Consider the following 23,665-nt stretch of genomic DNA (forward strand, 5'->3'; position numbering starts at 1 on the left):
GCTTCGACGAAGAAGCAACCACTGGGAGCAGAACCGTGCGGGCGATCGTGGAAATCTGCGTCGACGGGCCGGCAGGGTTTCGGGAAGCCATCGCGGGCGGCGCCGACCGGATCGAGCTCTGTTCGGCGCTGGAGCTGGGCGGGCTGACGCCTTCGGCTGCGCTGGTGGAGCAGGCGGTGCGAAGCGGCTGCCCGGTGCACATGATGATCCGGCCCCGTTCGGGCGGCTTTGTGCTCGAGGAGGGCGAGGCCACGCTGATGGCAGCGGAGATCGGCCACGCGGTTTCGCGCGGCGTTGCAGGGGTGGTCGTGGGCGCGCTCCGGCCCGATGGCGAGCTCGATCAGGAATCGCTCGGCCGTTTCCGCGAGGCGGCACGTGACGCCGTGATCGTGCTCCATCGCGCGATCGATCTCGTGGCAGATCCCGTTGGCGCGGTGCGCGAAGCCGTCGCGCTGGGCTATGACAAGATCCTCAGCTCGGGCGGCGCTGCCACTGCTGCCGAGGGCATGGCGACGCTTGCCGCGATGGTCGCCGCGGCCGGGGAGCGGCTGTCGATCATCGCCGGTTCGGGCGTCACTCCCGAGAATGTTGCGCAGATCGTCGCGCAGACCGGGGTGCGTGAAGTCCACGGATCGGCGAGCCGTTCCGGCCCCCTGCCCGATGCGGCGACGCTGCGGCTGGGGTTCGCAACCGGTCCGCGGCGCGAAACCGACCGCGCGACCGTGGCGCGGCTGCGCGCGGCGCTTGCCGAAGAGGGAGGAAGATGAGCGAGCGAATCTCAAGGCGTGGTGCGCTGGGGCTGGGCGCCGCGGCGGCGCTGGGCGCGGGCACGGCCCGAGCGGCTGGCGGGGACGATCCGGTCGCAGTCGTTTCGACCTGGGATTTCGGCAAGGCAGCGAACGCGGCGGCGCTGGCGCGCTTCAAGGCCGGCGGTTCCGCGCTCGACGCAGTCGAGGCCGGCGCCAGGGTGCCCGAGGCGGACCCGGCCAATCATTCGGTGGGCTATGGCGGCTATCCCGATCGCGACGGGCATGTAACGCTCGACGCGATCATTATGGACGACCACGGCGGCGTGGGCGCGGTCGCCGCGCTGGAGGACGTCGTCCACGCGGTCTCGGTCGCGCGGCTGGTGATGGAGAAGACCCCGCACACGCTTCTCGTCGGCGAAGGGGCGACGCGGTTCGCGCTCGATCAGGGGATGAAGCGGACGAAATTGCTGACGCCGGAGGCCGAGAAGGCATGGCGCGAATGGCTGAAGACCGCGCGCTACCGGCCCGTCGCCAATATCGAGAACCAGCTGCCGGGGCCGCCGGGTTCATCGCTCAACCACGACACGATCGGCATTCTCGCGCGCGGGCTCGACGGCAGCATGGCCGCGGCGTGCACTACCTCGGGCATGGCATTCAAGATGCGCGGGCGCGTGGGCGATTCGCCGCAGGCGGGCAGCGGACTGTTCATCGAGAAGAAGGTCGGCGCCGCCGCCTCGACCGGTGTCGGCGAGGAAGTGACTCGCATCGCCGGCACCGCCCGCGTCGTCGCTTCGATGCGCGCCGGCTTGTCGCCCCAGGCGGCGTGCGAGGAAGCGGTCCGCCACATCGCCACCCTGCGCGGCGATGCGATCAAGGGGCTGCAGGTCGGCTTCCTCGCGCTCGGCCACGATGGCCGGATCGGCGCCTATGCGCTGCTGCCCGGCTTCACCTATGCCGTGACGCGCCATTCAGGCGCGTCAGAGGTGCTGCCCGCCGCCAGCCTGTTCGGCGAATCGCGTTAGGACTGGCCGCGGCGCGCATCGAGGACGCTTGCGAGCGACGTCCATTTGGCCGCGCCGCCGCTGTTCTCGATCATCGCCTCGACGAAGGTCATCGTCCTGAGACCATCGCCGATGCCGGGGAACCAGCCGGCCACGCCGCGCGCCGGCGGGCTTTCCGCACCGGATCGTATCGCCTGCCCGAAGCTTCGGTAGAGGTTGGCGAACGCCTCGATATAGCCTTCAGGGTGTCCGGAGGGGGTGCGCAGCCGCGCCATTGTCAGCGGATCGAGGCCGGGACCTCCGGCGCGGACGATCTCGGCCGGACGGTCGAGCCAGCGCAGCGTGAGCGTGTTGGGCTCCATCTGCGACCATTCGAGACCCCCCTTCTCGCCATAGACGCGCAGGCGCAGCCCATTCTCTTCGCCCGCGGCGACCTGCGTCGCCTTGAGCACGCCGCGCGCGCCGCCTTCGAATCGCAGCAGCGCCGCGACATCGTCGTCGAGGCGTCGGCCCGGAACATGGATGGTGAGGTCCGCGCTGAGCGCCTCGACCGCCAGGCCGGAGACATGCTCGGCGAGCTGGAAGGCGTGGGTGCCGATATCGCCCAGGCAGCCGCCGAGCCCGGCACGCGCCGGATCGGTGCGCCATTCGGCCTGCTTCTGGCCGTCGCGGTCGATCGGCTGGCTCAGCCAGCCCTGCCAATATTCGGCCTGCACCAGCCGAATCGTGCCGAAGTCGCCGCGCGCGACGCGCACCCGCGCCTCCTCGACCAGCGGATAGCCGCTGTAGGTGAAAGTGAGGCCATAGAGCTTGCCGCTGCGCGCAACCGCTGCCTCGATCGCGAGCGCCTCGGCGAGATCCAGCGCCATCGGCTTTTCGGAAAAGACGTGAAAGCCGGTATCGAGCGCGGCGATCGCCGCAGGCGCGTGCAGGTGATTCGGCGTCACGATCGCCAGCGCCTGCATCCGTTGATCCTCGGGCAGCGCGGCCTCTCCGGCGAGCAGAGCCTCGAGCGTCGGATAGGCGCGCGACGGATCGAGACCCAGCGCCGCGGCGCTCCGCGCGTTGCGACCGGCATCGCTGCTGAACGCGCCGCATACCAGAGCATATTCCCCATCGAGCGCGGCCGCCATGCGATGCACCGCGCCAATGAACGCGCCTTCGCCGCCGCCGACCATGCCATATCGAATCTTCGGTTGCGTGCTCGTCGCCATATTGGGGTCCGCTCCTGGATGTTCGCGACCAACGGCCGGTCGCTTTCATATCTGATAAATGGTTGCGCCGCGCGCCGGCAACCGCTTAGATGGGCGCCGACCGATCGTTGCCATACCGGAGAGGGTAATGAAATCTCTGATCGCGTTGCTGCCGGTGGCGGCAACATTCTCTGCAGTAGCCCTGACAGCGTTGCCGTCCGTTGCGGCGCAGCCCCAAGCCAATCCCGGCGCGCAGGCATTCGCCGCGTGCCGCGCCTGTCACACGCTTCAGGCGGGCACGAAGAGTCCGATGGGCCCGAATCTCCACGGACTGTTCGGCCGCAAGGCAGGCTCGGTCGCCGGGTTCAACTACAGCCCGGCGCTCAAGAAATCGAACATCGTCTGGGACGCGAAGACGCTCGATCAGTATCTCGCCGCGCCGACGCAGAAGGTGCCCGGCACGCGGATGGTGATCAAGGTGTCCGACCCCGCCAAGCGCGCTGCGTTGATCGCCTATCTCAAGGCCGAAACCGCGAAGTGAGCTGGGATCGAAAAGGAGCGGCGGCATGAAGGGTCCGGCGGTTTTCCTCGCGCAGTTCATGAGCGATTCGGCGCCATTCGATACCCTGCCCTCCGCTGCCCGCTGGATGGCGGATGCCGGCTATGTCGGCGTCCAGATTCCGACCTGGGACAGCCGCTGCATCGATCTGCGCAAGGCTGCGGAAAGCCAGGATTATTGCGACGAACTCGCCGGCATCTGCCGTGAGGCAGGCGTCGAGATCACCGAGCTATCGACGCATCTCCAAGGACAGCTGGTCGCGGTGCACCCGGCCTATGACGTTGCGTTCGACGCCTTCGCGCCCGAAGCGCTTCGCGGCAAGCCGAGCGAGCGTCAGGCATGGGCGGTCGAACAGCTTCATCTCGCCGCCAAGGCGAGCCGGCGGCTGGGGCTGAAGGCCCATGCGACCTTCTCGGGTGCGCTCGCCTGGCCCTATCTCTATCCCTGGCCGCAGCGCCCGGCGGGGCTGGTCGAAGAGGCGTTCAGCGAGCTGGCGAAGCGCTGGCGGCCGATCCTCGACGCGTTCGAGGAACAGGGCGTCGACGTGGCTTATGAGATCCATCCGGGCGAAGACCTGCACGACGGGGTGACGTTCGAGCGGTTCCTGGCGGGCGTGGACAACCATCCGCGCGCCAACATCCTCTACGATCCCAGCCATTATGTGCTGCAGGCGCTCGATTACCTGTCGTTCATCGACATCTATCACGAGCGGATCCGGATGTTCCACGTCAAGGACGCGGAGCTGAACCCCACCGGGCGCTCGGGCGTCTATGGCGGCTTCCAGGATTGGGTCGACCGCCCCGGCCGCTTCCGCTCGCTCGGTGACGGGCAGGTCGATTTCGGCGGAATTTTCTCGAAGCTGACACAGTATGGATACGAAGGCTGGGCAGTGCTCGAATGGGAATGCTGCCTCAAGCATCCCGAGGATGGCGCGCGCGAGGGTGCCCCGTTCATCGCGGCGCATATGATCCGCCGGGCGGACAAGGCATTCGACGATTTCGCGGGCGGCGGCGATCCGGGGCTCAACCGCAAGCTATTGGGCCTGACTTGACGGCAAGACCGAGCGGGCAAGAACGATAAGGGGAGGGAAGCGCCAAATGGCCACGACATTGAACAAGGCAAGGCTGTTCTGGCTGGGCGTGCTGGCGCTGTTCACCGCCGCCTCCAGCCTCGCGATCCGCGGCGCGATCGCCAGCGGGCTCAAGGCCGAATGGATCGATCCGATCGCGCCGCTGCAGGCGGGCGAGCTGCTCGCCGCCGCGCTCGGCGCGGCGTTCCTCAGCTTCGCGATCACCTTGTTCGTCGCCAGCGCGTTCCTCGACCAGATCGGCATGAAGCGCTGCCTGCTGGGCGCGGGCCTGTGCTTCGTCTTCGGTCCTTTGCTGATCATCACCGCGGGCAACCTCGCGACCGGCATGACCGTCTACACCCTGGTCTGGCTCGGCATGCTGCTCAGCGGCATCGGCTGGGGGCTGACCGAGGCGGCGATCAATCCGCTGACCGCGCAGCTCTATCCCGAGGACACCACTCACCGGCTCAACGTGCTCCACGCCTGGTTCCCGGGCGGCATCATCATCGGCGGGCTCGCCGGCTTCTTCCTCTCCGCGACCCTGCCGTGGCAGGGCATCATGGCGCTGGTGATGATCCCCGCCGTCGCGACGGTGGTGATCGCCGCGACCACCACCTTCCCGCCCCCGCTCCGCAGCGAGAGCGGCGTGAGCTTCGGCGAGATGGTGAGCGAAGTGTTCCGCCGCCCCAGCTTCTTCATCTGGTTCGGCGCGATGTTCCTGACCGCCGCGTCCGAGCTGGCGCCTGGCCAGTGGATCGACGTCGCCCTGTCGAATCGGGTGGGCATGCGCGGCATCCTGCTGCTCGTTTACGTCAACGCGCTGATGTTCGTGTTCCGCCACTTCGCGGGGCGGCTCGCCAACAAGATCTCCAATCCGGGGCTGCTCTGGGTGTCGAGCCTGCTCGCTGCGATCGGACTGTTCATGCTGAGCCAGGCGCAGTCGCCGGTGGCGGCGATCCTCGCTTCCACGGTGTGGGGCCTGGGCGTGTGCGTGATGTGGCCGACGATGCTCGCCTCGGTCGCCGAGCGCTATCCGCGCGGCGGGTCCTGGGCGATGGGGCTGGTCGGTTCGGCAGGCGCGCTCGCGAGCTTCTTCGTGCTGCCGCGGCTCGGTGCGATGTTCGATCAGGCCAAGATCGAGTTCGCCGGCGGGCCCGAAGCCTTTGCGCAGCTGACCGGCGCGGCGAAGCTGGCGGTCGAGGACGCGGCGGCGTCGGTTTCGTTCCAGCGGCTGGCGATCCTGCCGGTGATCCTGCTCGCGGTGTTCGGCTTCATCTGGCTGCGCGAGCGCGGCAAGTCGCGGGCGGCGCTCGCGGGTGAGGCGGCATGAGCGTCTCGCGTCGCACCGTGCTGGCCGGTAGCGCGGCGGTGGCCGCTGCCGCGACGACGGTGGTGAACGGGGCGCGTGCGCAGAACGCCGCGCGCTTCTCGCTCGGCTATGCGCCGCACGAGGGCAGCTTCAAGAGCCGCGGCAACCGGCTCGAGCAGATCGCGTATGCAGCCGACATGGGCTTCACCGCCTGGGAGGACAATGAGGCGGCGGGCCGCACGGTGGCGGAGCAGACCGCGATGGCGCGTGCGCTCCAGCAACGGAACATGACGATGGGCGTGTTCGTCGCGAGCATGCCGCGATGGGCCGATTTCCGCCCGCTGCTCGGCGTCGACGACGATGCCGATCGCCAGGCGTTCCTCGCCGATGTCCGCGCCTCGATCGACGTCGCCAAGCGGATCAATGCCAAGTGGATGACGGTGGTCCCCGGCTTCCTCGACCGCAAGCTGCCGGTCGAGATCCAAACCGGCCGGATCGTCGATACGATGCGCCGCGCCGCGGAGATCGTTCAGCCGCACGGGCTGGTCATGGTGATGGAGCCGCTCAACACGCTGGTGAACCATCCGGGCGTGTTCCTGCAGACCATTCCCCAGGGCTTCGCCGTCGCCAAAGGCGCGAACAGCCCGGCGGTGAAGGTGCTGGCGGACCTCTATCACGAGCAGATCCAGGCCGGGAACCTGATCAATACGCTGAAAAGCTGCTGGGACGAGATCGCCTACATCCAGTTTGGCGACAATCCGGGCCGCAAGGAGCCGAGCACCGGCGAGATCAACTATCGCAACGTGGTCCGCTGGCTGCGCGCGAAGAAGTTCGCCGGCGTGATCGGCATGGAGCACGGCAATTCGATAGATGGGCGCGCTGGCGAGGAGCGGCTGGTCGCCGCCTATCGCGAGATCGACGCGGCATGAGGGAGGAACGAGTGAAGCGTATCGCATGGGGCGCCGCAATCGCGGTCGCCTGCGCGGCGGGGAGCCCCGCCGCGGCGCAGGAGAAGCCGGGGTTCAAGGACACACCGATGCTGCCCGGCGGCAAATGGCGAGTCCATGATGCCGATCGGCCCTATCCGGAAGTGGTGACGCCGGGGCCCGTGCTGGGCGCCCCACCTTCGGACGCAGTGGTGCTGTTCGACGGTACGTCGCTCGATGCATGGCAGCCGCAGGCCGGGCCGTGGTCGGTGAAGGACGGCGTGCTGACCGTGCCGCCGCGTGCACCTGGGGCGGGCGAGAACGCGCTGGTCAGCAAGCAGAGCTTCGGGGACGTGCAGCTCCACCTCGAGTTCCGCTCGCCCAATCCTCCCGAGAAGAGCTCGCAGGATCGCGGCAACAGCGGCATCTGGTTCATGCAGCGCTACGAGATCCAGATCCTCGACGGGCACAACAACCCGACCTATGCCGACGGCACCGTCGGCGCGATCTATGGCTGGAAGCCGCCGCTGGTGAACGCCTCGCGCGCACCCGGCGAATGGCAGAGCTACGACGTGGTTTTCGAGCGTCCGCGCTTCGGGGCGAACGGCAAGCTGCTGCGCCCGGCCTATATCACCGCCTTCCTGAACGGCGTGCTGGTGCAGAACCGCCAGCCGTGGCTGGGCGGCACGATCTGGCGCAAGGTGGGCAAGTATGAACCGCATGGCGATGCCGCGCCGATCCAGCTTCAGGATCACGATTCACCGGTATCGTACCGCAACATCTGGGTGCGCCGTCTGCCCGAGGCAGCGGCGAGCTATGACTTCGAGGGCACCGTAAAATGATCATCGACCGCAGAGATGCGCTGGCCGGCATCGTCGCCATGTTCGGAGCCAGCTTGTTCGCTCCCATCGCCCGCGCGGCAGGGGCACAGGCGACGCCGATCAGCAGCGGCCCGCCGAGTTCGCCGGTATTCAGCGCCGAGCAGCGCGCGCTGGTGTCCGCGCTCAGCGAGCGCGTGATACCGACCACCGACACGCCGGGCGCGATCACCGCCGGCGTTCCCGCCTTCATCGAGAAGCTGCTCGCCGACTGGTCGCTGCCCGACGATCGCAAGCCGATCCTCGCCGGGCTCGATGCGATCGAGAAGCGCAGCCAGGACGATTACAAGGTGGCAGCGTCCAAGGCGACGCCGGCGCAGCAGGACGCGCTGCTGACGCTGGCGATGGAAGACAAGTTGCCCGGCGGCAAGGACTTCTTCGAGAAGTTCCGCCAGCTCGTGGTCACCGGCTATTTCACGTCGGAGGTCGGCATCACCCAGGAGCGCGAATATCTGCCTGTCCCCGGGCGGTACGACGGCGCCTATCCCTATTCGCAGGTCAAGAAGGTGTTTTCGTCATGATGATCAGCCGACGGCAATGGATGGCAGGCAGCGCGGCGCTGGCGACGGCGCTGGCGGCGGGCCCTGCCCTGGGACAGGCGAGCCGCAGGCCGATCGGCCTGCAGCTCTACACTGTCCGCGAGCTCTTCGCCCCGGACCCGATGGGCACGCTCGAGAAGGTGGCGGCGATCGGCTATCGCGAAGTCGAATATGGCGGTGGCGGCTATGACAAGATGGATCATGCCGCGCTCCGCAAGACGATGGACCGGCTGGGCCTCACCTCCCCCTCGATCCATGTCGGCTATGAAGCGCTGACCGCCGATTTCGACGGTGCGGTGAAGATGGCCAAGACGCTCGGCGCCGATACGGTGATCGTGCCGTATATGGGCGACGCGCACCGCACGGCCGAGGGCTGGAAGGCGGCGGTGGCCGATTTCAACCGCTATGCCGAGCGGCTCAAGAAGGCCGGGCTCGACTTCGCCTATCACAACCATGATTTCGAGTTCACGGTGAAGCCGGGCGGGCGGAGCCTGTTCGACACGCTGGTGGCCGAAGGCGATCCGGCGCTGGTCAAGATCGAGCTCGACCTGTTCTGGGCAATCGCCGCGGGCGAGGATCCCAAGGCGATCATCCAGCGACTCCCGGGTCGCATCTATGCCTATCACGTCAAGGATCGCACCGCCGACGGCAAGATGACCAGCGTCGGCAAGGGCGTGATCGACTTCGCCGACATCTTCACGCTCAACCAGACCGCGGGCGTGAAGCATTTCTACGTCGAGAACGATCAGTCGCCCGCGCCTTATCTTCCCGACATTCAGACCAGCTTCGCCACGCTCAGCCGGCTCGGCGCGTAGCATTTATTCGAGGATTATTGTCATGGCGGACATGTTCGATGCGATCGTCATCGGCTCAGGAGTGAGCGGCGGATGGGCGGCGAAGGAATTGACCGAAAAGGGCCTCAAGGTCCTGATGCTCGACCGGGGGATCATGGTCGAGCACGGCGAGGATTATGACTACGACGGCAAGCCCGCGTACGAGATCCCGGCGCGCGACATGATGCCGAAGCAGCTGGTCGAGAGCGACTATTTCATCGCCAAGCACGGCTATGTCTCGCCCGGCACCCAGAAATATTACAACAACGACCGGCTGAACCCCTACGCATATGACGAGGGGGAGAAATTCTACTGGATCCGCCCCGCCGCAGTGGGCGGCAAGTCGCTGATCTGGGGCCGCTGGAGCTTCCGCTGGAGCCCGGAGGATTTCGAAGCCAACAAGCGCGAGAATGTCGGGATTGACTGGCCGATCCGCTACGACGACCTCGCCCCCTGGTACGACTATGTCGAGAAGTACATCGGCGTGTCAGGCTCGCGCGAGAACCTGCCGCAGCTGCCGGACAGCGCGTTCCAGCCACCGATGCAGATGAATGTCGCCGAGAAGTGGCTCAAAGAGCGGCTGGAGGCGACTTCGCCGGGCCGCAAGCTGATCAACACCCGCCTGTCCAACATGACCGAGGACAAGCCGGACCAGGGCCGCAGCAAGTGCCAGTTCCGCAACCAGTGCGGACGCGGCTGCTCGTTCGGCGCCTATTTCTCGACCCAGGCGGTCACCCTCCCCGCCGCCCGCGCCACGGGCCGGCTGACGCTGCGCTCCGACGCAGTCGTCTCCAACCTCGAATATGATCCGAAGACGAAGAAGGTCACGGGCGTCCGCGTCGTCGATACCAAGACCCGCCAGGCCGAGATCATCCCTGCACGGATCGTGTTCCTCTGCGCCTCGGCGATGGCCTCGACCCAGATCCTGATGAACTCGCGGATCCCCGGAACCGGCAAGAGCCATTTCGACAACAGCGGCACACTGGGCCGCTATGTGATGGATCACATCTTCCGGGTGGGCGTCTCGGGCGAGATCCCGGGCCTGACCGAATATATCGAATACGGCCGCCGCCCGGGCGGGGTTTATGTCCCGCGCTTCCGCAACGTCGGCGGCGAAGAAGGCGTCGGCTTCCGCCGCGGCTATGGCTATCAAGGCGGAGCGCGGCGCGATCCGCTGCCGCCGGAGGGCTTCGGCGCTTCGATGAAGCACGGCATGCGCGGCTACGGCCCGTGGAAGTTCGGCATGGGTGCGTTCGGCGAATGCCTGCCCTATGAGGACAATCGCGTCAGCCTGCACCCCGACAAGGTCGATCGGTTCGGCATTCCGCTGATGCGCTTCGACGTCACCTTCCGCGACAACGAGATCAAGATGATGGACGACGCGCGGGCCGAGGGCGAGAAGATGCTCAAGGCAGCCGGCCTGCTCAACGTGACCAGCAACCGGAGCGAGCACGTTCCCGGCGACGCCATCCACGAGATGGGCGGCGCGCGCATGGGCCTCGACCCTCGCCAGTCGGTGCTCAACAAATGGAGCCAGGCACATGATGCCGCCAACCTGTTCGTCACCGATGGTGCGCAGATGGCGTCGATCTCGTGCGTGAACCCGTCGCTGACCTTCATGGCGCTCACCGCGCGCGCTGCGGACCACGCGGTCAAGCAGATGAAGGCAGGCGCGATCTGAGGCTGACGGAACGGGAGACGGGAAATGGGTTCGACTGCTGACGATCCCCGGTACCGCCTCCCGCTGCTATGGGCGGCGATGCTGCTCGGCACGGGGGCCTGCAACGCGCAGACGCCCCCGGAGCCGGCCGCGCAAGCCTTGTTCCGCGACGTCACTGCCACACACCTCCCGCAGGCGCCCGAGCTGCACGCGCTAGACATCGCACTCGCCGATTTCGACAAGGACGGCGACCTCGATGCGGCGCTGGCGGTGGAGGGCGCGGCCAACCGGCTCTATCTGAACGACGGCCAGGGGCGCTTCACCTGGCAGGAGGGCGCGTTCGGGCAAGTTGCCCATGATACCGAGCATGTGCGCGTCGCCGATTTCGATCGCGACGGCAACATCGACGTGGTCTTCGTCGCGGAGGACGACCGAACGCACCAGCTCTTCCTGGGCCAGGGCGGCGGACGGTTCATCGATGCCAGCGCCCGGTTGCCCGCGAAAAGCGTGGGCAACGGGCTGGCGGTGGGCGACGTGAACGGCGATCGCCTGCCCGACATCGTCGTCGGCAACACGGGCATCTCGGGCGAGGAGCAGGAGGACGGCGGGCGCAATTTCCTATGGCTCAACGATCCGCGTCGTCCCGGCTGGTTCACCGACGCCACTGCCACGCATTTGCCCCAGGTCCGCAACAAGGCGCAGGGCGTTGCGCTCGCCGATCTCGACGGCGATGGCGATCTCGACATGGCAGTGGCCACCGAGGCGCCGCCCACCCGCCTGCTGATCAACGACGGCAAAGGCCGCTTCGCCGAAGCATCGGACCGGCTGGATCAGGTGACACCGCTAGAGACGCGCGAAGTCCATGTATTCGACGCCAACAAGGACCGGCGGCCGGACATCCTGCTGCTCAACCTGACGAGCAATGCGGGCAAATGGGAGAAGGACCCGCAGGCGCGGCTGCTGATCCAGAACGCGTCGGGGCGCTTCGTCGACGAGACCGCAGCGCGGCTGCCCGCCAATCGCTTCTCCAGCTGGGGCGGCATCGTCACCGACTTCGACCGCGACGGCGATCCCGATCTGATCGTGGGCGCGATCGAAGTCCCCGGTTTCAAGCCGCTCCAGGTTCGCGCCTATGCGAATGACGGCCAGGGCCGCTTCCGCGATGTCACGGCCGCCACGATCCCCGCGGAAACCACTGGCCGAAGCTGGAGCATGGCCGCAGGCGACGTGAACGGCGACGGCGCCGAGGACCTGTTCATCGGCGGCTGGGGCACGCAGGCCCGCCTTCTGCTCGGTTCGCCCGCTCGCACGTCGTCAGGCTAGAGCCTGTAGCGGATTCGGTACAGGTCCATGCCGGCCGATCCGTTTCGCTGGCCGGAGAAGGTCAGCCGATCTGGCTCCGACCAGTCGAGCATCGGCCCATAGGTATCCGACTGGTTATTGACGCTGTTCGGAAGGATGGTGCCGGCGCCATAGCCCCCTCGCTCCAGTGCCGTCTGGAACAGATCTACCCTGTCCTTCCGGAAATCCATGGCGCGCGCAAAGACGATGGTCGTTCCGTCGCGCAGGAAGGTCGCGTCAAACTCGTTCGCGATCGTATTCACGGCACCCGGGAGCGCAACCGCGGTTGCGAATCCATGCGCGCGCTGCCGGGCGGTGAAGAGGTCGTGGCCGCCCGCGCCCCCGGCACGATCGCTCGAGAAGAGCAGTGTCGCTCCGTCGGGCGACAGCATGGGAGCGAACTCGTTGCCCGCGCTGTTCACGCGGGCGCCGAGATTGACCGGCTTCCCGAAGCCGGCGCCGCGGACCGGCACGCGATAGATGTCGTCGCCCCCCGCTCCGCCCGGCCGATCCGAACAGAAATAGACGAATCTGCCGTCGGCAGAGAAGGCGGGATCGAAGTCGCGGCCCACGCTGTTGAAGGAGACCGGTCGTGCCGGTCCCCAGCCGCTGGACCCAAGGCGCGACATCCAGATGTCGTAGCCGCCGGCCCCTCCGGGTCGATCGCGGCTGAACCACAGCGCGGTGCGGCCGTCGGGGCTCAGCGTCAGCCGGATCTCGGAATAGCCGGTCGAAGCGATACCGGGTGCGAAGGGCTCGGCCGTACCGACGATCTCCACTTTCTGCGGTGGGGCCGCCGGTGCCGCGCCTGCCATGAGCGCGAGGAGCGGGAAGAGATGGATCATCGCTTCAATCCCCACGAACGAAATCGCTGATCCAGTTGGTCTCCCAGTTGGCGTCGCCGTCGCCGGACATCGCCTGTTCCCACCGCGCCGTGCTGCGCGTGATTCGCGACCAGCGCACGCGTATCCGCACCGGCCGGTGATCCAGCATATCCTCCCCGTCGAAGGTCCCGATGCCGTCAGCGAACCGGCCGCGCAGCGGCGGCCCGAAGCCGGTGGGCGCACGCCCGTCCAGCCACCAGCTCAGCCATTCCCCGCGTGCCGCATCGAAGGCGCGCATGCCGATCCCGCGATGCGCGCCCGAAGCACGCGCGAACAGATTGTCGCCGATATTGCCCTGGCCTCCCAGCACGGGCCGGTTCACCAGCGTGCCGTGGAACTCCTCCCAATCGGCGCTCCCCGCCAGGCGTTGCTTCAACCGGCGATGGCGGACGCGCCAGCTGCCGTGGAGAAAATCGAAGTCCCGCTGATGATCCGCATGGTTCTGTAGTGGAGTCGGGACGGCTGCAGTGCGCGTGAAGAAATTCTCCCAGTTCACTTCCCAGCGCGCCCCGCCATCGGCGCTGAGGGCCTGTTCCCAGTGCGGCCGGCTGCTGTGGATGTCGAGCCAGCGGAAGCGGACCAGGACCGGTTTCCCCTTGAAGACGTCCGGGCCCTGAAAGACGCCACTGTCACCTTCGAAACCGCCGCGGACTGGCGCGTCGATCCGTGTGGGATTGCGCCCGTCGAGCCACCAGATCGACCATTTGCCGCTTGCCGGGTCGAATGCGCGGACGGTGAGCCCGCGATAGGTGCCGCTCGGAATGTCGACGATATTGTCGTCGATCGTGCCGAGGCCGCCGAGCGCGAGCCAGAGCGCGCTCTTGCCGGGGAATTCCTCCCACTCGGTGCTTCCGGCCAATCTTTCCTTGAGCCGCCGGTGCCATACATCCCAATTGCCCACCAGCCAGTCCCAATCGCGCACGTGCGCGGAACCGTTTTCACTGCGGAACAGGCGCGCCGCGCGCGCTGGTCCGATCGCGCCTGACAGACCGGCCGCGCCCGCGCCGAAAATCATAACTCTTCGTCCGAGCCGCATCCCTCTCTCCCGCCGAAGTGCCGGGAAGAGATGACAGGGTCGGGCCACTCCAGGCTATGCAAAGCTTTCGGCCAGAGGCTAAGTCATATTTGTGCTCGATCGAGGCTTCCCTTCGCTCATCGCCATCCGCGCCTTCGAGGCGGCGGCGCGGCTGGGGAGTTTCACGCGTGCGGGCGAGGAACTGGGCACGTCCTCGGCATCGGTCAGCTATCACGTGCGCCGGCTCGAGGCGCAGCTCGGCGTCACCTTGTTCCTGCGCCATCCGCACCGCGTAGAGCTCAGCGAGGCGGGAGCGCTAGTGGCGGCCGAGACGTCGAAGGCCTTCGACGGGCTGCGGGCGAGCTTCTCGCGCGCAGCCGATCTCGAAGAGGGACGGTTTTCGCTGACGACGCTGCCGACGTTCGGGACGAGCTGGCTGACGCCCAAGCTGGGGCTGTTTCGCGCGCGCCATCCGGACATCGCCGTCGAGCTCGACGTGTCCGAAGCGGCCGAGGATTTAACCACGGGCCGGTTCGACGCAGCGGTTCGAAACGGCAGCGGCCATTGGCCGGGGCTCAGGACCGTCGAACTCTTTCCGAGCATCTTCATGCCGCTTTGCGTGCCCGAGCTCAGAGACGCCGCGGCGCAGCTCGGCAGGCCCGGCGTTGCACCTTCGATCCCGCTCCTCGGCCGCCAGGACTGGTGGGCGGCCTGGTATGCAAAGCTCGGGCTGCCAGGCGGCCTGCCCCCCGCTCGTTTCGGCACCAGGCTTTCGGCCGAGCATCTCGATGTTGCCGCGGCGCTTGCCGGGCACGGCGTCGTGATCGCCTCCCCGATTCTCTTCGGCGCAGAGATCGCGGCGGGCAGGTTGGTGCCTGCGCATGACGTGGTCGTAGCCGCGGGCCGCTCCTTCTGGCTGGTATACCCCATCTCGCGACAGCACAGCCGCAAGATCGTCGCCTTCCGCGACTGGATCGTCGAACAGGCGGCCCGGGCCCGCGAGGCCGGATCGATATTCATCGAGCGCGCGCGCAGCCCGATCGCGGGTTGACGCTCTCGGCACCTCGCGCTCAAGCAGCAGCTGGTGACGATCACTCTCTCCCTTCAAGACGCCCGGCGGATTGCGCTCGCAGCACAGGGCTTCGGCATCCGACGCCCCGAGCGGCCGGCCGCCACACACATACGAAAGACCCTCGATCGCCTGGGGCTCTTCCAGATCGACAGCGTGAACGTGCTGACCCGGGCGCATTATCTGCCTGCCTTCTCACGCCTGGGCAGCTATGATCGTGCACTGCTCGAACGCGATGCCTGGGGCCCCAGGCGCCGCCGGCGTCTGTTCGAATATTGGGCGCACGAAGCTTCCCTTCTTCCGCTAGACCTTCACCCCGCGCTGCGCTGGCGGATGGCCCGCGCCGAACGCGGCGAGATCGGTTATCAGCGCCTGAAGCGCTTCGCGGTCGAGCGACGATCCGAGGCGCAGGCGGTGCTCGATCGAATCGCCGCCGAGGGGCCGCTGACCGCCGCCGATTTCGAAAACGGGTCGAGCAAAAGCGGCTGGTGGGAATGGAGCGACACCAAGCACGCACTGGAGTGGCTGTTCTGGTCGGGCAAGATCACCACCGCGGCCCGCCGCGGGAGCTTCGCCCGGGTCTATGACTTGCCCGAGCGTGTGCTGCCGAAAGCCATCCTCGATCTGCCCACCCCCGATGCAGCGAGTGCGCAGCGCACATTGATCGAACGCAGCGCACGTGCGCTCGGCGTTGCGACTGCCGCGGACCTGCGCGATTATTTCCGGCTCAAGCCCGAAGAAGCGGATCACGCGATCGCCGCCGAAGCGGAAGCGGGCACTCTCGTCCCGGTACGCGTCCAAGGCTGGAGCCAGAAGGCCTGGATGCATCGCGAAGCCCGCCTGCCCCGCCGCGTGCAGGCTGCGGCCTTGCTCGCTCCGTTCGATCCGCTGATTTGGGAGCGCAGCCGCGCCGAACGCCTGTTCGGATTCCGTTATCGCATCGAAATCTATGTACCGCCGGACAAGCGCACCCATGGCTATTACGTGCTGCCCTTCCTCCTGGACGAGGCACTCGTCGCGCGCGTCGATCTCAAGGCCGATCGCCAGGTCGGCGTCCTGCTCGCGCGCCGCATCACGCTCGAAACTGGCGCCCCGGTCGATACGATGGCGCGGCTCGGGGTCGAACTCGATCGGGTCGCTGCATGGCTCGGGCTCGATGCCGTTCGCATCGGCGAGGTGATCCGGCCATCCTGATGCCAGGGGGATACGCAGTCAGCGGATCACGGCGCGATAGGCGGGATCGAGCGCAACCGCGCGCTTCGCATCGGCGCGCGCGCCACCAGTGTCGCCGCGTCGCTCTCGCACCAGGCTGCGATGGTAATAGACGCGCGCTGATTGCGGGGACAGGCGCACCGCCTTGTCCAGGTCGCCGAGTGCGCCGCGCACATCGCCGCTCCGTTCGCGCACCAGACCGCGGTTCAGATAGGCGAACGACGACTTGCCTGCGAGATCGATCGCGCGGTCGAACGCCGCAATCGCGCCGTCGTGGTCGCCCGCCCAGGCGCGCGTGAGCCCATCGGCGATCTGCGCGTCCGCCCGGCCGGCTTTGCCCGGAGCGGCGGGATCGACCACGGAACGGCACGCGGCAAGACTGCGCGCCGGATCGTCGATCGTGCAGGCGTTCCAATCGCCGCGGCCTGACGCGACCCGCGCCTGGGGCATGGGTTCATCCGGCTGCGACTGCGCTCGAAACGCGCCCCGCATCCGCGTTCCAGTGACGACTATCCCGTCAGCATCGGGGAAGGAGCCGATATCTTCGGCAACGACCGTTTCCCCGCGCGCGCGGGCAGCACTCGCCGGCGGCGGGGGCGCTGGCGGCGGCGGTGGGGGCGCCGACACTTCAACGGCAGCCGGCGCCGGCGGCGCGACCGCCTCCGCGGCCCGCTGGGTGACAGGCGCGGCGGGAATTCCGGGCCCGCGTTTGAGTGACGGGGCAACTACCGCAGGCGCAGGCTCTTCAGGAACGAGCTCACGTACAGGAGCCGGCGCCTCGGCCGGCGCGGCGGCCTGCTCCTCCACGGCAGGCGCGGACGAACGCGGCGGCGGCGCCCCGTGATAGTCGCTCGAGTTCCATAGCGACACGCTCACCACGCCGACCAGCGCCGCCGTCGCCAGCGCCGACAATTGCGGCCAGCGCAACCTCGATCTCGCCCTCGGCGCCTCCGCATGCGCGGGCGTCTCGATCTCGCGCCCGTCGAAGCGGGCCATCGCCTTCTCGATCGCCGCGCGCCGCTGCGCCGGCCGTGGCGGTGGAGCGTCGGGCAGCGCCCGCGGCAGATCGCCACGTTCGTTCACGCAACCGCTCCTTCCGCTCGACAAGCAGACAGGCGTTCATGGGTGCGGAGAGGCAAGCGATGCATCTTCCCAAAGCCTATAGCCGCAATCGGAGGCGGCGCGAATGCAGCATCGCGGCGAGGCGAGGTGCGGCGGCACATATCGCGCCGCCGCACCCGATCGCCCGTGTCAGCGCCGCATGCTCGCCATCGACGCCGCTGTCTTTGCCTGGCGAACGAGCTGGACGAACTCGGCGCGATAGCCGAACGGGTCCTGCCCGCGCGCAGCGCCGGCGATGCGCAGCACGTCGTCATAGCTGGTCCCGCCGCTATATTTGCCGCCGCGCAGCAGCTCCGCGAACGCCGCGACCCCCACCGCGAAACGCGCCTCCTGCGGCGCATCCTCCAGGCGGGCGAACTCGGCGGTGCGGCCGATCGGCGTGCTGATCAGCCGGCTCTTCTCCGCCTTGGGCAGCTTGTAGCGGATCTTGACGAAGCCATATTCCTCCGCGCTCGCCGGCACCCGCTGCGCAGGCTGTGCATAGCGCAGATCGCCATTCGCACGCGGCCCGCCCACCGGCACGATCTCATAGATCGCGGTAACCGTCTGCCCCGATCCCACTTCGCCGGCATCGACGCGATCGTTGTCGAAATCCTCGCGGGCGAGCATCCGCGTCTCGTACCCGACCAGCCGGTATTCGGCGACCGTGGCAGGATTGAACTCGACCTGGATCTTCACGTCCTTGGCGATCGGAAACAGCGTCGAGCGCGCCTCGTCGACCAGCGTCTTCCGCGCCTCCGCGATCGTGTCGATATAGGCGGCCGCGCCATTTCCGTTTTGCGCCAGCGTCTGCATCAGCGCATCATTGTAGTTGCCCATGCCGAAGCCGAGCACGGAGAGGAAGACGCCCTTGCCGCGCTCGCGCTCAACGAAGCCCTTCAGCTCGCCCGGATCGGTGATGCCGACGTTGAAATCCCCGTCGGTCGCCAGGATGACGCGATTGACTCCGCGCGGATCGAGGTTCTGCTCGGCCAACGCATAGGCCTGGCGGATGCCCTCGGCGCCTGCCGTGCTGCCTCGCGCGCCGAGCCTGTCGAGCACTGCCAGGATCTTGCCTTTCTCGCTTGCCGGCGTCGGCTCCAGCGCCGTGCCTGCGCTTCCCGCATAAGTGACGATTGCCACGCGATCATTGGCATCAAGCTGATCGAGCAGCATACCCAGCGACTGCTTGACCAGCGGCAGCCTGTTCGGCGCGTTCATCGATCCCGAGGTATCGATCAGGAAGACCAGGTTCGCACGCGGGCGCGTCGCGGGTGCGACGTCATAGCCGCGGATGCCGATCCGCACGACCTTCCGCCCGGGCGTCCACGGGCTCGGCATCACCGCGACATTGGTGCTGAACGGCTGCTCGGCCGAGCGCGGCGCGGCATATTGATACGGGAAATAGTTGATCATCTCCTCGACCCGCACCGCCGCGGGCTGCGGCAGCACATTGCTCGTCAGCGAGGCGCGCACGAACGAATAGGACGCGGTGTCGACATCGATCGAGAAGGTCGAGACGGGCTCCTCTCGCACCACCTTGAACGGGTTCTGGGCGACGGTGGCGAACTTGTCGCGCCCGAAATCCTGATAATGCGGCACCGGTCGTGGTTCGGGGGCAAACACCGCCCCCGACACCCGCATCATCGCCTGCGCAACCGGCGCGGGAGGTGGCGGCGGCGCGGCCACGTTCGCATAGGAAGAAATAGCGCCGATATCCTCTGCGACGACGCCGTCGCCTCTTGCATGCTGGTCGGCGCGCGTGGCGGTTACCACGACGGCATCCTCCGCGGACGCGCTGGCCATCGGCTGCTCGACCTTCGTCCCTGCGCATGAGACGAGCACCGCGGCACTGACCGCGGAGACAATGATTGGACGGATACGGGACATGGACACTCCCCTTGGATCAGCGTGGCAAAATCGCCCGCATGTCCCTTCGACGCGGCTCGCGCGCAGATCCTTGGGCAGGGTCGAGAAAAAATCTGGTCGGGCGTCAGTCTTCCGGTTCGGCCGCCAGCATCCGGCGCACCTCGTGCATCCGCCAGGATATGGTCGCTTCAGCGACACCCAGTATCTCCGCGGCCTCGGCATGGCTCAGTTGCTGACCCACCACCAGGACGACGGCATCGCGATAGGCAGGCTTCAGCCGGCTCACTGCACTGCGCACCCACATCGCATCGTGCAGATCGCGTCCGTCCGGCGCCTTGGCGAGCCCCGCCACCACCGCCAGCCGCTCGGTCAATCCGCGCAGCGAGCGCCGCCGCCGATGCAGATCGCGCGCTGCATTGACGACGATGCCGCACAGCCAGGTGGTGAACTTCGCCTCCCCGCGAAAGCTGCCGATCTTCTGGACCAGCGCGCAGCACACGTCCTGCGCGACATCTTCGGCATCGGCCCGCGATCCGGTGAGCTGCCACGCGAGGCCATGGATGCGGTCATAATGGCGGTCGAGCAGCGCAGCGAACGCTTCGCGGTCCCCCGCCGCCGCGGCAAAGACCAGGGCCGCGTCAGGATCGTCCGTCAACTACGCCCCCGCACCCCTGCATAGGCCGCTTCTGTAACAGGGTTCAGATAGCGACGCGACACGACCTTGTATTTTAGAAGCTGTGCCTCGACGTTCGCGGCGAACGTCCAGCGCGGGGCCGCGCGAACATCGCTTCGGCCGGCGCGACTCAGCTTTTGGTTTTCCTGATCCCTGAGAGGGAGCGATCAGCTCGGCTATTCGACGGTCACTGATTTGGCGAGGTTGCGGGGCTGGTCGACGTCGGTGCCTTTGGCGACTGCGACGTGATAGGCGAGCAGCTGCACCGGTACGGCATAGACCAGCGGTGCGATCAGCGGGTGGACGCTCGGCATCTCGATCGTGGCGATCGCGTCCTCGCCCGCTTGCGCAAGCCCTTCGGCATCGGAAATCAGCACCACGCGTGCGCCGCGTGCCTTGGCCTCCTGCATGTTCGACACCGTCTTGTCGAACAGCGGGCCTGAGGGCGCGAGCACGATCAGCGGCACATGCTCGTCGATCAGCGCGATCGGCCCGTGCTTCATCTCGCCCGAGGCATAGCCTTCGGCGTGGATGTAGCTGATTTCCTTGAGCTTGAGCGCGCCCTCCAGCGCCAGCGGAAAGTCGGGGCCGCGACCGAGGTAGAGCACGTCGCGCGCAGAGGCGATCGTGTGCGCCATCGCTTCGATATCGGCGTCGTGCGCGAGCGCGGCATTGATCCCCGCGGGCGCCTCGATCAGGTGCCGGACGATCTCGCGCTCCTCCTCCTCGTTCAGCCGCCCCTTGGCGCGCGCGAGATTGACCGCGAGCGCTGCCATGACCGCGAGCTGGCAAGTGAAGGCCTTGGTCGAGGCGACGCCGATCTCCGGCCCCGCATGCGTCGAGAGCAACAGGTCGACTTCGCGCGCCATCGAGCTGGTCGGCACGTTGATGATCCCCGCGGTGGTGACGCCGTTCGCCTTCATGTGGCGAAGCGCGGCCAGCGTGTCCGCCGTCTCGCCCGACTGGCTCACCACCACGCCCAGCGTGTTGGGCAGCAGCACCGGATCACGATAGCGGAACTCGGAGGCGACATCGGCTTCGACCGGCAGCCGCGCGAACCGCTCGATCCAGTATTTGCCGATCATGCCGACATAGCTGGCGGTGCCACAGGCGACGATCGTGACGCGCTCGACCTTGCTCAGATCGAAGCTCATGTCGGGGAGCGCCACCTTCTGCTCGACGGGGCGGATGTACGATTGCAGCGTCTGCGCGACCACGACCGGCTGCTCGTAGATCTCCTTCTGCATGAAGTGGCGGTGGTTGCCCTTGTCGATCAGCGCGGCGCTCGCGCCCGAATGGACGATCGGCCGCTCGACGGGATTGTTGTCGCGATCGAAGATCTCGATCTTCTCGCGCGTGACGACCGCCCAGTCGCCTTCTTCCAGATAGGCGATCCGCCGGGTGAGCGACGCGAGCGCATGCGCGTCCGAGCCCAGATAATTCTCGCCCTCGCCATAGCCGACCGTGAGCGGGGCGCCCAGGCGGCCGCAGATCAGCATGTCGGGCTGGTTGCGGAAGAGGAAGGCGACCGCGAAGGCGCCGTGGAGCTGGGGCAGCACCGCCGCGACCGCGTCGCGGGGGGCCTTGCCGCGCTCGAGCTCACGCGCGACGAGATGCGCCACCACTTCGGTGTCGGTCTGGCTGAGGAAGGTCCGCCCTTCGGCGATGAGTTCGTCGCGCAGCGGCTTGAAGTTCTCGATGATGCCGTTGTGGACGATCGAGACGTCACCCACGATGTGCGGATGCGCATTGTCCTCGGTCGGCGCGCCGTGAGTCGCCCAGCGGGTGTGCGCGATGCCGATGCTGCCCGGGAGCGGTGTCTCGGCCAGCCGCTTGCCGAGGTTCAGCAGCTTGCCCTCGGCCCGGCGGCGCTCGATCGCACCCGCGTGCAGCGTGGCGATGCCCGCCGAATCATAGCCGCGATATTCGAGCCGCTTCAGCCCCTCGAACAAACGCTCCGCGACATCCTCGCTGCCGACGATTCCGACAATTCCGCACATATCAGGCTAGTCCTCCGCCGCATCAGTGCGGAAATTTGGTGTCCACGAAAGCCGTGGTGAATTCCATCGGATCGGGCTCGCGCCCCTGCGCCGCAACGAACCGGACGCGCCCCTTGTCCCAGACCTCGCGGATCGCGCCGCGCATGCCGTCAGGAAACGTCATCCGCGCTTCGACGATCTCGCGCCAGCTGCCCTCGGCGCCGAAGATAGAGTGAAACTCGGGCTCCCTAGCAGTCAGCGCCGCATCGGCCGCAGGATCGAGATGCCCGATCGCGTCGAGCACATAGCTGTCGACCAGCCTCAGGAACGGCTTCCCGGCATAACGATCGGTCATTTGGCTGCCTTCCTTGCCTTCATCATCTCGCGGAAACGCCGTGCCCAGCCGGGCTTGGCTTCCTGCCGCGCCCGCGTGAGCGCCAGAGCATCGGCCTCCACGTCCTGCGTCACCACCGAACCGGCGCCGACGATCGCGCCGTCCCCGATCTTCACCGGCGCCACCAGCGCGCTGTTCGATCCGACGAAGGCCCCCGCTCCGATCTCGGTGCCGTATTTGAAGAAACCGTCATAGTTGCAGGTGATCGTGCCCGCGCCGATGTTCGCGCCGGCACCGACATTGGCGTCGCCCAGATAGGTCAGATGGTTGGCCTTGGCGCCCTTGCCCAGCACCGCCTTCTTGATCTCGACGAAATTGCCCACCTTGGCATTCTCGCCCAGCACCGTGCCGGGCCGCAGCCGCGCATAGGGACCGACCGACGCGCCCCGCCCGATCGTCGCCCCCTCGATGTGGCTGAAGGCGTGGATCGTCACGCCGTCCGCCACTTCGACGCCAGGCCCGAACACCACGTTGGGCTCGATCGTCACGTCGCGGCCGATCCGCGTATCATGGGAGAACCACACCGTCTCCGGCGCGATCAGCGTCGCGCCATCGGCCATCGCCCGGGCGCGGCGGGCCTGCTGCCATTCGGCTTCGAGGTGGGCGAGGTCGCTGCGGCTGTTGACGCCGCTGACTTCATGCGCCGGAACTTCGATCACCGCGGCGTGGCGGCCGTCCGCGGCGGCGAGCATCGGCAGGTCCGTCAGATAATATTCGCCCGCGGCATTGTCGTCGGTCACGCGCGCGAGCAGCGCGAACAGATCACGGGAGCGGGCCGCCATCAGCCCCGAATTGCACAGGGTTTCAGCGCGTTCCTCGGCGGTGGCGTCCTTGAACTCGACGATCTTGACGACGCTGCCGTCGGGATTGGCGATCACCCGGCCATAGGCACCCGGATCCACCGGACGAAAGCCGAGCACGACAACCGCCGGATCGTCGCTGCCGTGCAGCCTTTCGAGCATGCGCTTCATCGTCGCCGTGGTCACCAGCGGCACGTCGCCGAACAGCACGAGCACGTCGCCGTCGAAGCCCGCGAGCGCCGCCTCCGCCTGCCGCACCGCATGGCCGGTGCCGAGCTGCTCGGCCTGGTGCGCGGTCTCGGCACCATGGGGCGCGACTGCCGCCTCGACCTGCTCGCGCCCGGCACCCACCACCACGATCGTCCGCGCGGGTGCGAGCGCCGCGACGCTGTCGATCAGGTGGAGGAGCATCGGCCGCCCGGCGATCGGGTGCAGCACCTTATGCGTGTCGGATTTCATTCGCGTGCCCTTGCCCGCGGCAAGGATTATCGCGGCAATCGATCGATCGGGCACCGTGACGAACATCCCCTTGTCCAGCCGCCGGGCGGCTGGAAAAACGCATTCCTTGCGCCTGCCCCTGCCATGATTGCCTTGCCAATTCCATAGCGTTGC

22 protein-coding genes are annotated in these 23,665 nt (G+C 67.5%); 13 read left to right on the top strand and 9 right to left on the bottom strand.

Annotation, left to right across the window (positions count from 1 at the left end):
• Window positions 1–35: 35 nt before the first annotated feature.
• Entirely contained in the window at window positions 36–767 is a 732-nt protein-coding gene (locus ACMGDH_RS15030) for a copper homeostasis protein CutC (protein WP_436828780.1), read from the top strand.
• Window positions 764–1,771, top strand: coding sequence for a glycosylasparaginase (locus tag ACMGDH_RS15035; RefSeq protein WP_436828781.1), 1,008 nt, complete (start codon window positions 764–766; stop codon window positions 1,769–1,771). The genes ACMGDH_RS15030 and ACMGDH_RS15035 overlap by 4 nt, the downstream gene beginning before the upstream one ends.
• On the opposite strand, the gene ACMGDH_RS15040 is transcribed toward ACMGDH_RS15035, so the two are convergent.
• The gene (locus ACMGDH_RS15040) at window positions 1,768–2,964 is read right to left on the bottom strand and encodes a Gfo/Idh/MocA family protein (RefSeq protein ID WP_436828782.1); all 1,197 of its coding nucleotides are present in this window, start codon (window positions 2,962–2,964) and stop codon (window positions 1,768–1,770) included. The genes ACMGDH_RS15035 and ACMGDH_RS15040 overlap by 4 nt on opposite strands.
• 127 nt (window positions 2,965–3,091) lie before the next feature.
• Here ACMGDH_RS15040 and ACMGDH_RS15045 point away from each other — a divergent pair, with 127 nt between their 5' ends.
• Genes ACMGDH_RS15045 through ACMGDH_RS15085 form a run of 9 tightly spaced genes read left to right on the top strand, consistent with a single transcriptional unit; the run spans window position 3,092 to window position 12,039 of the window.
• A complete protein-coding gene (locus tag ACMGDH_RS15045; protein WP_436828783.1) occupies window positions 3,092–3,484 on the top strand; it encodes a c-type cytochrome in 393 nt (130 codons plus the stop codon).
• Window positions 3,485–3,509: 25 nt separating this feature from the next.
• Window positions 3,510–4,553, top strand: coding sequence for a sugar phosphate isomerase/epimerase family protein (locus ACMGDH_RS15050; RefSeq protein WP_436828784.1), 1,044 nt, complete (start codon window positions 3,510–3,512; stop codon window positions 4,551–4,553).
• A 46-nt stretch (window positions 4,554–4,599) separates the two neighbouring features.
• Complete coding sequence (locus ACMGDH_RS15055; protein WP_436828785.1) at window positions 4,600–5,901, top strand: MFS transporter; 1,302 nt, start codon at window positions 4,600–4,602, stop codon at window positions 5,899–5,901.
• The gene (locus ACMGDH_RS15060) at window positions 5,898–6,809 is read left to right on the top strand and encodes a hydroxypyruvate isomerase family protein (protein WP_436828786.1); all 912 of its coding nucleotides are present in this window, start codon (window positions 5,898–5,900) and stop codon (window positions 6,807–6,809) included. Before ACMGDH_RS15055 ends, ACMGDH_RS15060 begins: the two co-directional genes overlap by 4 nt.
• 11 nt (window positions 6,810–6,820) lie before the next feature.
• On the top strand, window positions 6,821–7,648 hold the full coding sequence (locus ACMGDH_RS15065) for a 3-keto-disaccharide hydrolase (RefSeq protein ID WP_436828787.1): 828 nt from the start codon (window positions 6,821–6,823) through the stop codon (window positions 7,646–7,648).
• Window positions 7,648–8,205, top strand: a complete 558-nt coding sequence (locus ACMGDH_RS15070) for a gluconate 2-dehydrogenase subunit 3 family protein (RefSeq protein ID WP_436828904.1) — start codon at window positions 7,648–7,650, stop codon at window positions 8,203–8,205. Before ACMGDH_RS15065 ends, ACMGDH_RS15070 begins: the two co-directional genes overlap by 1 nt.
• Window positions 8,202–9,038: a sugar phosphate isomerase/epimerase family protein gene (locus ACMGDH_RS15075; protein WP_436828788.1), complete on the top strand. Its 837-nt coding sequence runs from the start codon at window positions 8,202–8,204 to the stop codon at window positions 9,036–9,038. Before ACMGDH_RS15070 ends, ACMGDH_RS15075 begins: the two co-directional genes overlap by 4 nt.
• A 22-nt stretch (window positions 9,039–9,060) precedes the next feature.
• Window positions 9,061–10,737: a GMC family oxidoreductase gene (locus ACMGDH_RS15080; protein ID WP_436828789.1), complete on the top strand. Its 1,677-nt coding sequence runs from the start codon at window positions 9,061–9,063 to the stop codon at window positions 10,735–10,737.
• A 24-nt stretch (window positions 10,738–10,761) separates the two neighbouring features.
• Entirely contained in the window at window positions 10,762–12,039 is a 1,278-nt protein-coding gene (locus ACMGDH_RS15085) for an FG-GAP repeat domain-containing protein (RefSeq protein WP_436828790.1), read from the top strand.
• Here the strand turns inward: ACMGDH_RS15085 and ACMGDH_RS15090 are convergent.
• A complete protein-coding gene (locus ACMGDH_RS15090; protein ID WP_436828791.1) occupies window positions 12,036–12,902 on the bottom strand; it encodes a TolB family protein in 867 nt (288 codons plus the stop codon). The two genes, ACMGDH_RS15085 and ACMGDH_RS15090, sit on opposite strands and share 4 nt — an antisense overlap.
• 4 nt (window positions 12,903–12,906) lie before the next feature.
• Window positions 12,907–13,956: a hypothetical protein gene (locus tag ACMGDH_RS15095; protein WP_436828792.1), complete on the bottom strand. Its 1,050-nt coding sequence runs from the start codon at window positions 13,954–13,956 to the stop codon at window positions 12,907–12,909.
• A 112-nt stretch (window positions 13,957–14,068) separates the two neighbouring features.
• On the opposite strand from ACMGDH_RS15095, the gene ACMGDH_RS15100 reads away from it, so the two are divergent.
• A complete protein-coding gene (locus ACMGDH_RS15100; protein ID WP_436828793.1) occupies window positions 14,069–15,007 on the top strand; it encodes a LysR substrate-binding domain-containing protein in 939 nt (312 codons plus the stop codon).
• Between the two features lie 33 nt (window positions 15,008–15,040).
• Window positions 15,041–16,219, top strand: coding sequence for a winged helix-turn-helix domain-containing protein (locus tag ACMGDH_RS15105; protein WP_436828794.1), 1,179 nt, complete (start codon window positions 15,041–15,043; stop codon window positions 16,217–16,219).
• A gap of 18 nt (window positions 16,220–16,237) precedes the next feature.
• Here the strand turns inward: ACMGDH_RS15105 and ACMGDH_RS15110 are convergent, their stop codons facing one another.
• The 6 genes from ACMGDH_RS15110 to glmU all read right to left on the bottom strand — a co-directional run bounded on the left by ACMGDH_RS15110 (window position 16,238) and on the right by glmU (window position 23,578).
• On the bottom strand, window positions 16,238–17,320 hold the full coding sequence (locus tag ACMGDH_RS15110) for a tetratricopeptide repeat protein (RefSeq protein ID WP_436828795.1): 1,083 nt from the start codon (window positions 17,318–17,320) through the stop codon (window positions 16,238–16,240).
• A 168-nt stretch (window positions 17,321–17,488) separates the two neighbouring features.
• The gene (locus ACMGDH_RS15115) at window positions 17,489–19,228 is read right to left on the bottom strand and encodes a vWA domain-containing protein (RefSeq protein ID WP_436828796.1); all 1,740 of its coding nucleotides are present in this window, start codon (window positions 19,226–19,228) and stop codon (window positions 17,489–17,491) included.
• 103 nt (window positions 19,229–19,331) lie between these two features.
• Window positions 19,332–19,862 carry an RNA polymerase sigma factor gene (locus ACMGDH_RS15120; RefSeq protein ID WP_436828797.1) on the bottom strand — a complete coding sequence of 177 codons (531 nt, stop codon included), beginning with the start codon at window positions 19,860–19,862 and terminating at the stop codon, window positions 19,332–19,334.
• Between the two features lie 194 nt (window positions 19,863–20,056).
• Window positions 20,057–21,880 carry a glutamine--fructose-6-phosphate transaminase (isomerizing) gene (glmS, locus tag ACMGDH_RS15125; RefSeq protein WP_436828798.1) on the bottom strand — a complete coding sequence of 608 codons (1,824 nt, stop codon included), beginning with the start codon at window positions 21,878–21,880 and terminating at the stop codon, window positions 20,057–20,059.
• 22 nt (window positions 21,881–21,902) lie between these two features.
• Window positions 21,903–22,214, bottom strand: coding sequence for a hypothetical protein (locus tag ACMGDH_RS15130; RefSeq protein ID WP_436828799.1), 312 nt, complete (start codon window positions 22,212–22,214; stop codon window positions 21,903–21,905).
• Complete coding sequence (gene glmU, locus ACMGDH_RS15135) at window positions 22,211–23,578, bottom strand: bifunctional UDP-N-acetylglucosamine diphosphorylase/glucosamine-1-phosphate N-acetyltransferase GlmU (protein ID WP_436828800.1); 1,368 nt, start codon at window positions 23,576–23,578, stop codon at window positions 22,211–22,213. The genes ACMGDH_RS15130 and glmU overlap by 4 nt, the downstream gene beginning before the upstream one ends.
• Window positions 23,579–23,665: the final 87 nt, after the last annotated feature.

This window comes from Sphingomonas radicis (assembly GCF_051400635.1).
GTDB lineage: Bacteria > Pseudomonadota > Alphaproteobacteria > Sphingomonadales > Sphingomonadaceae > Sphingomonas.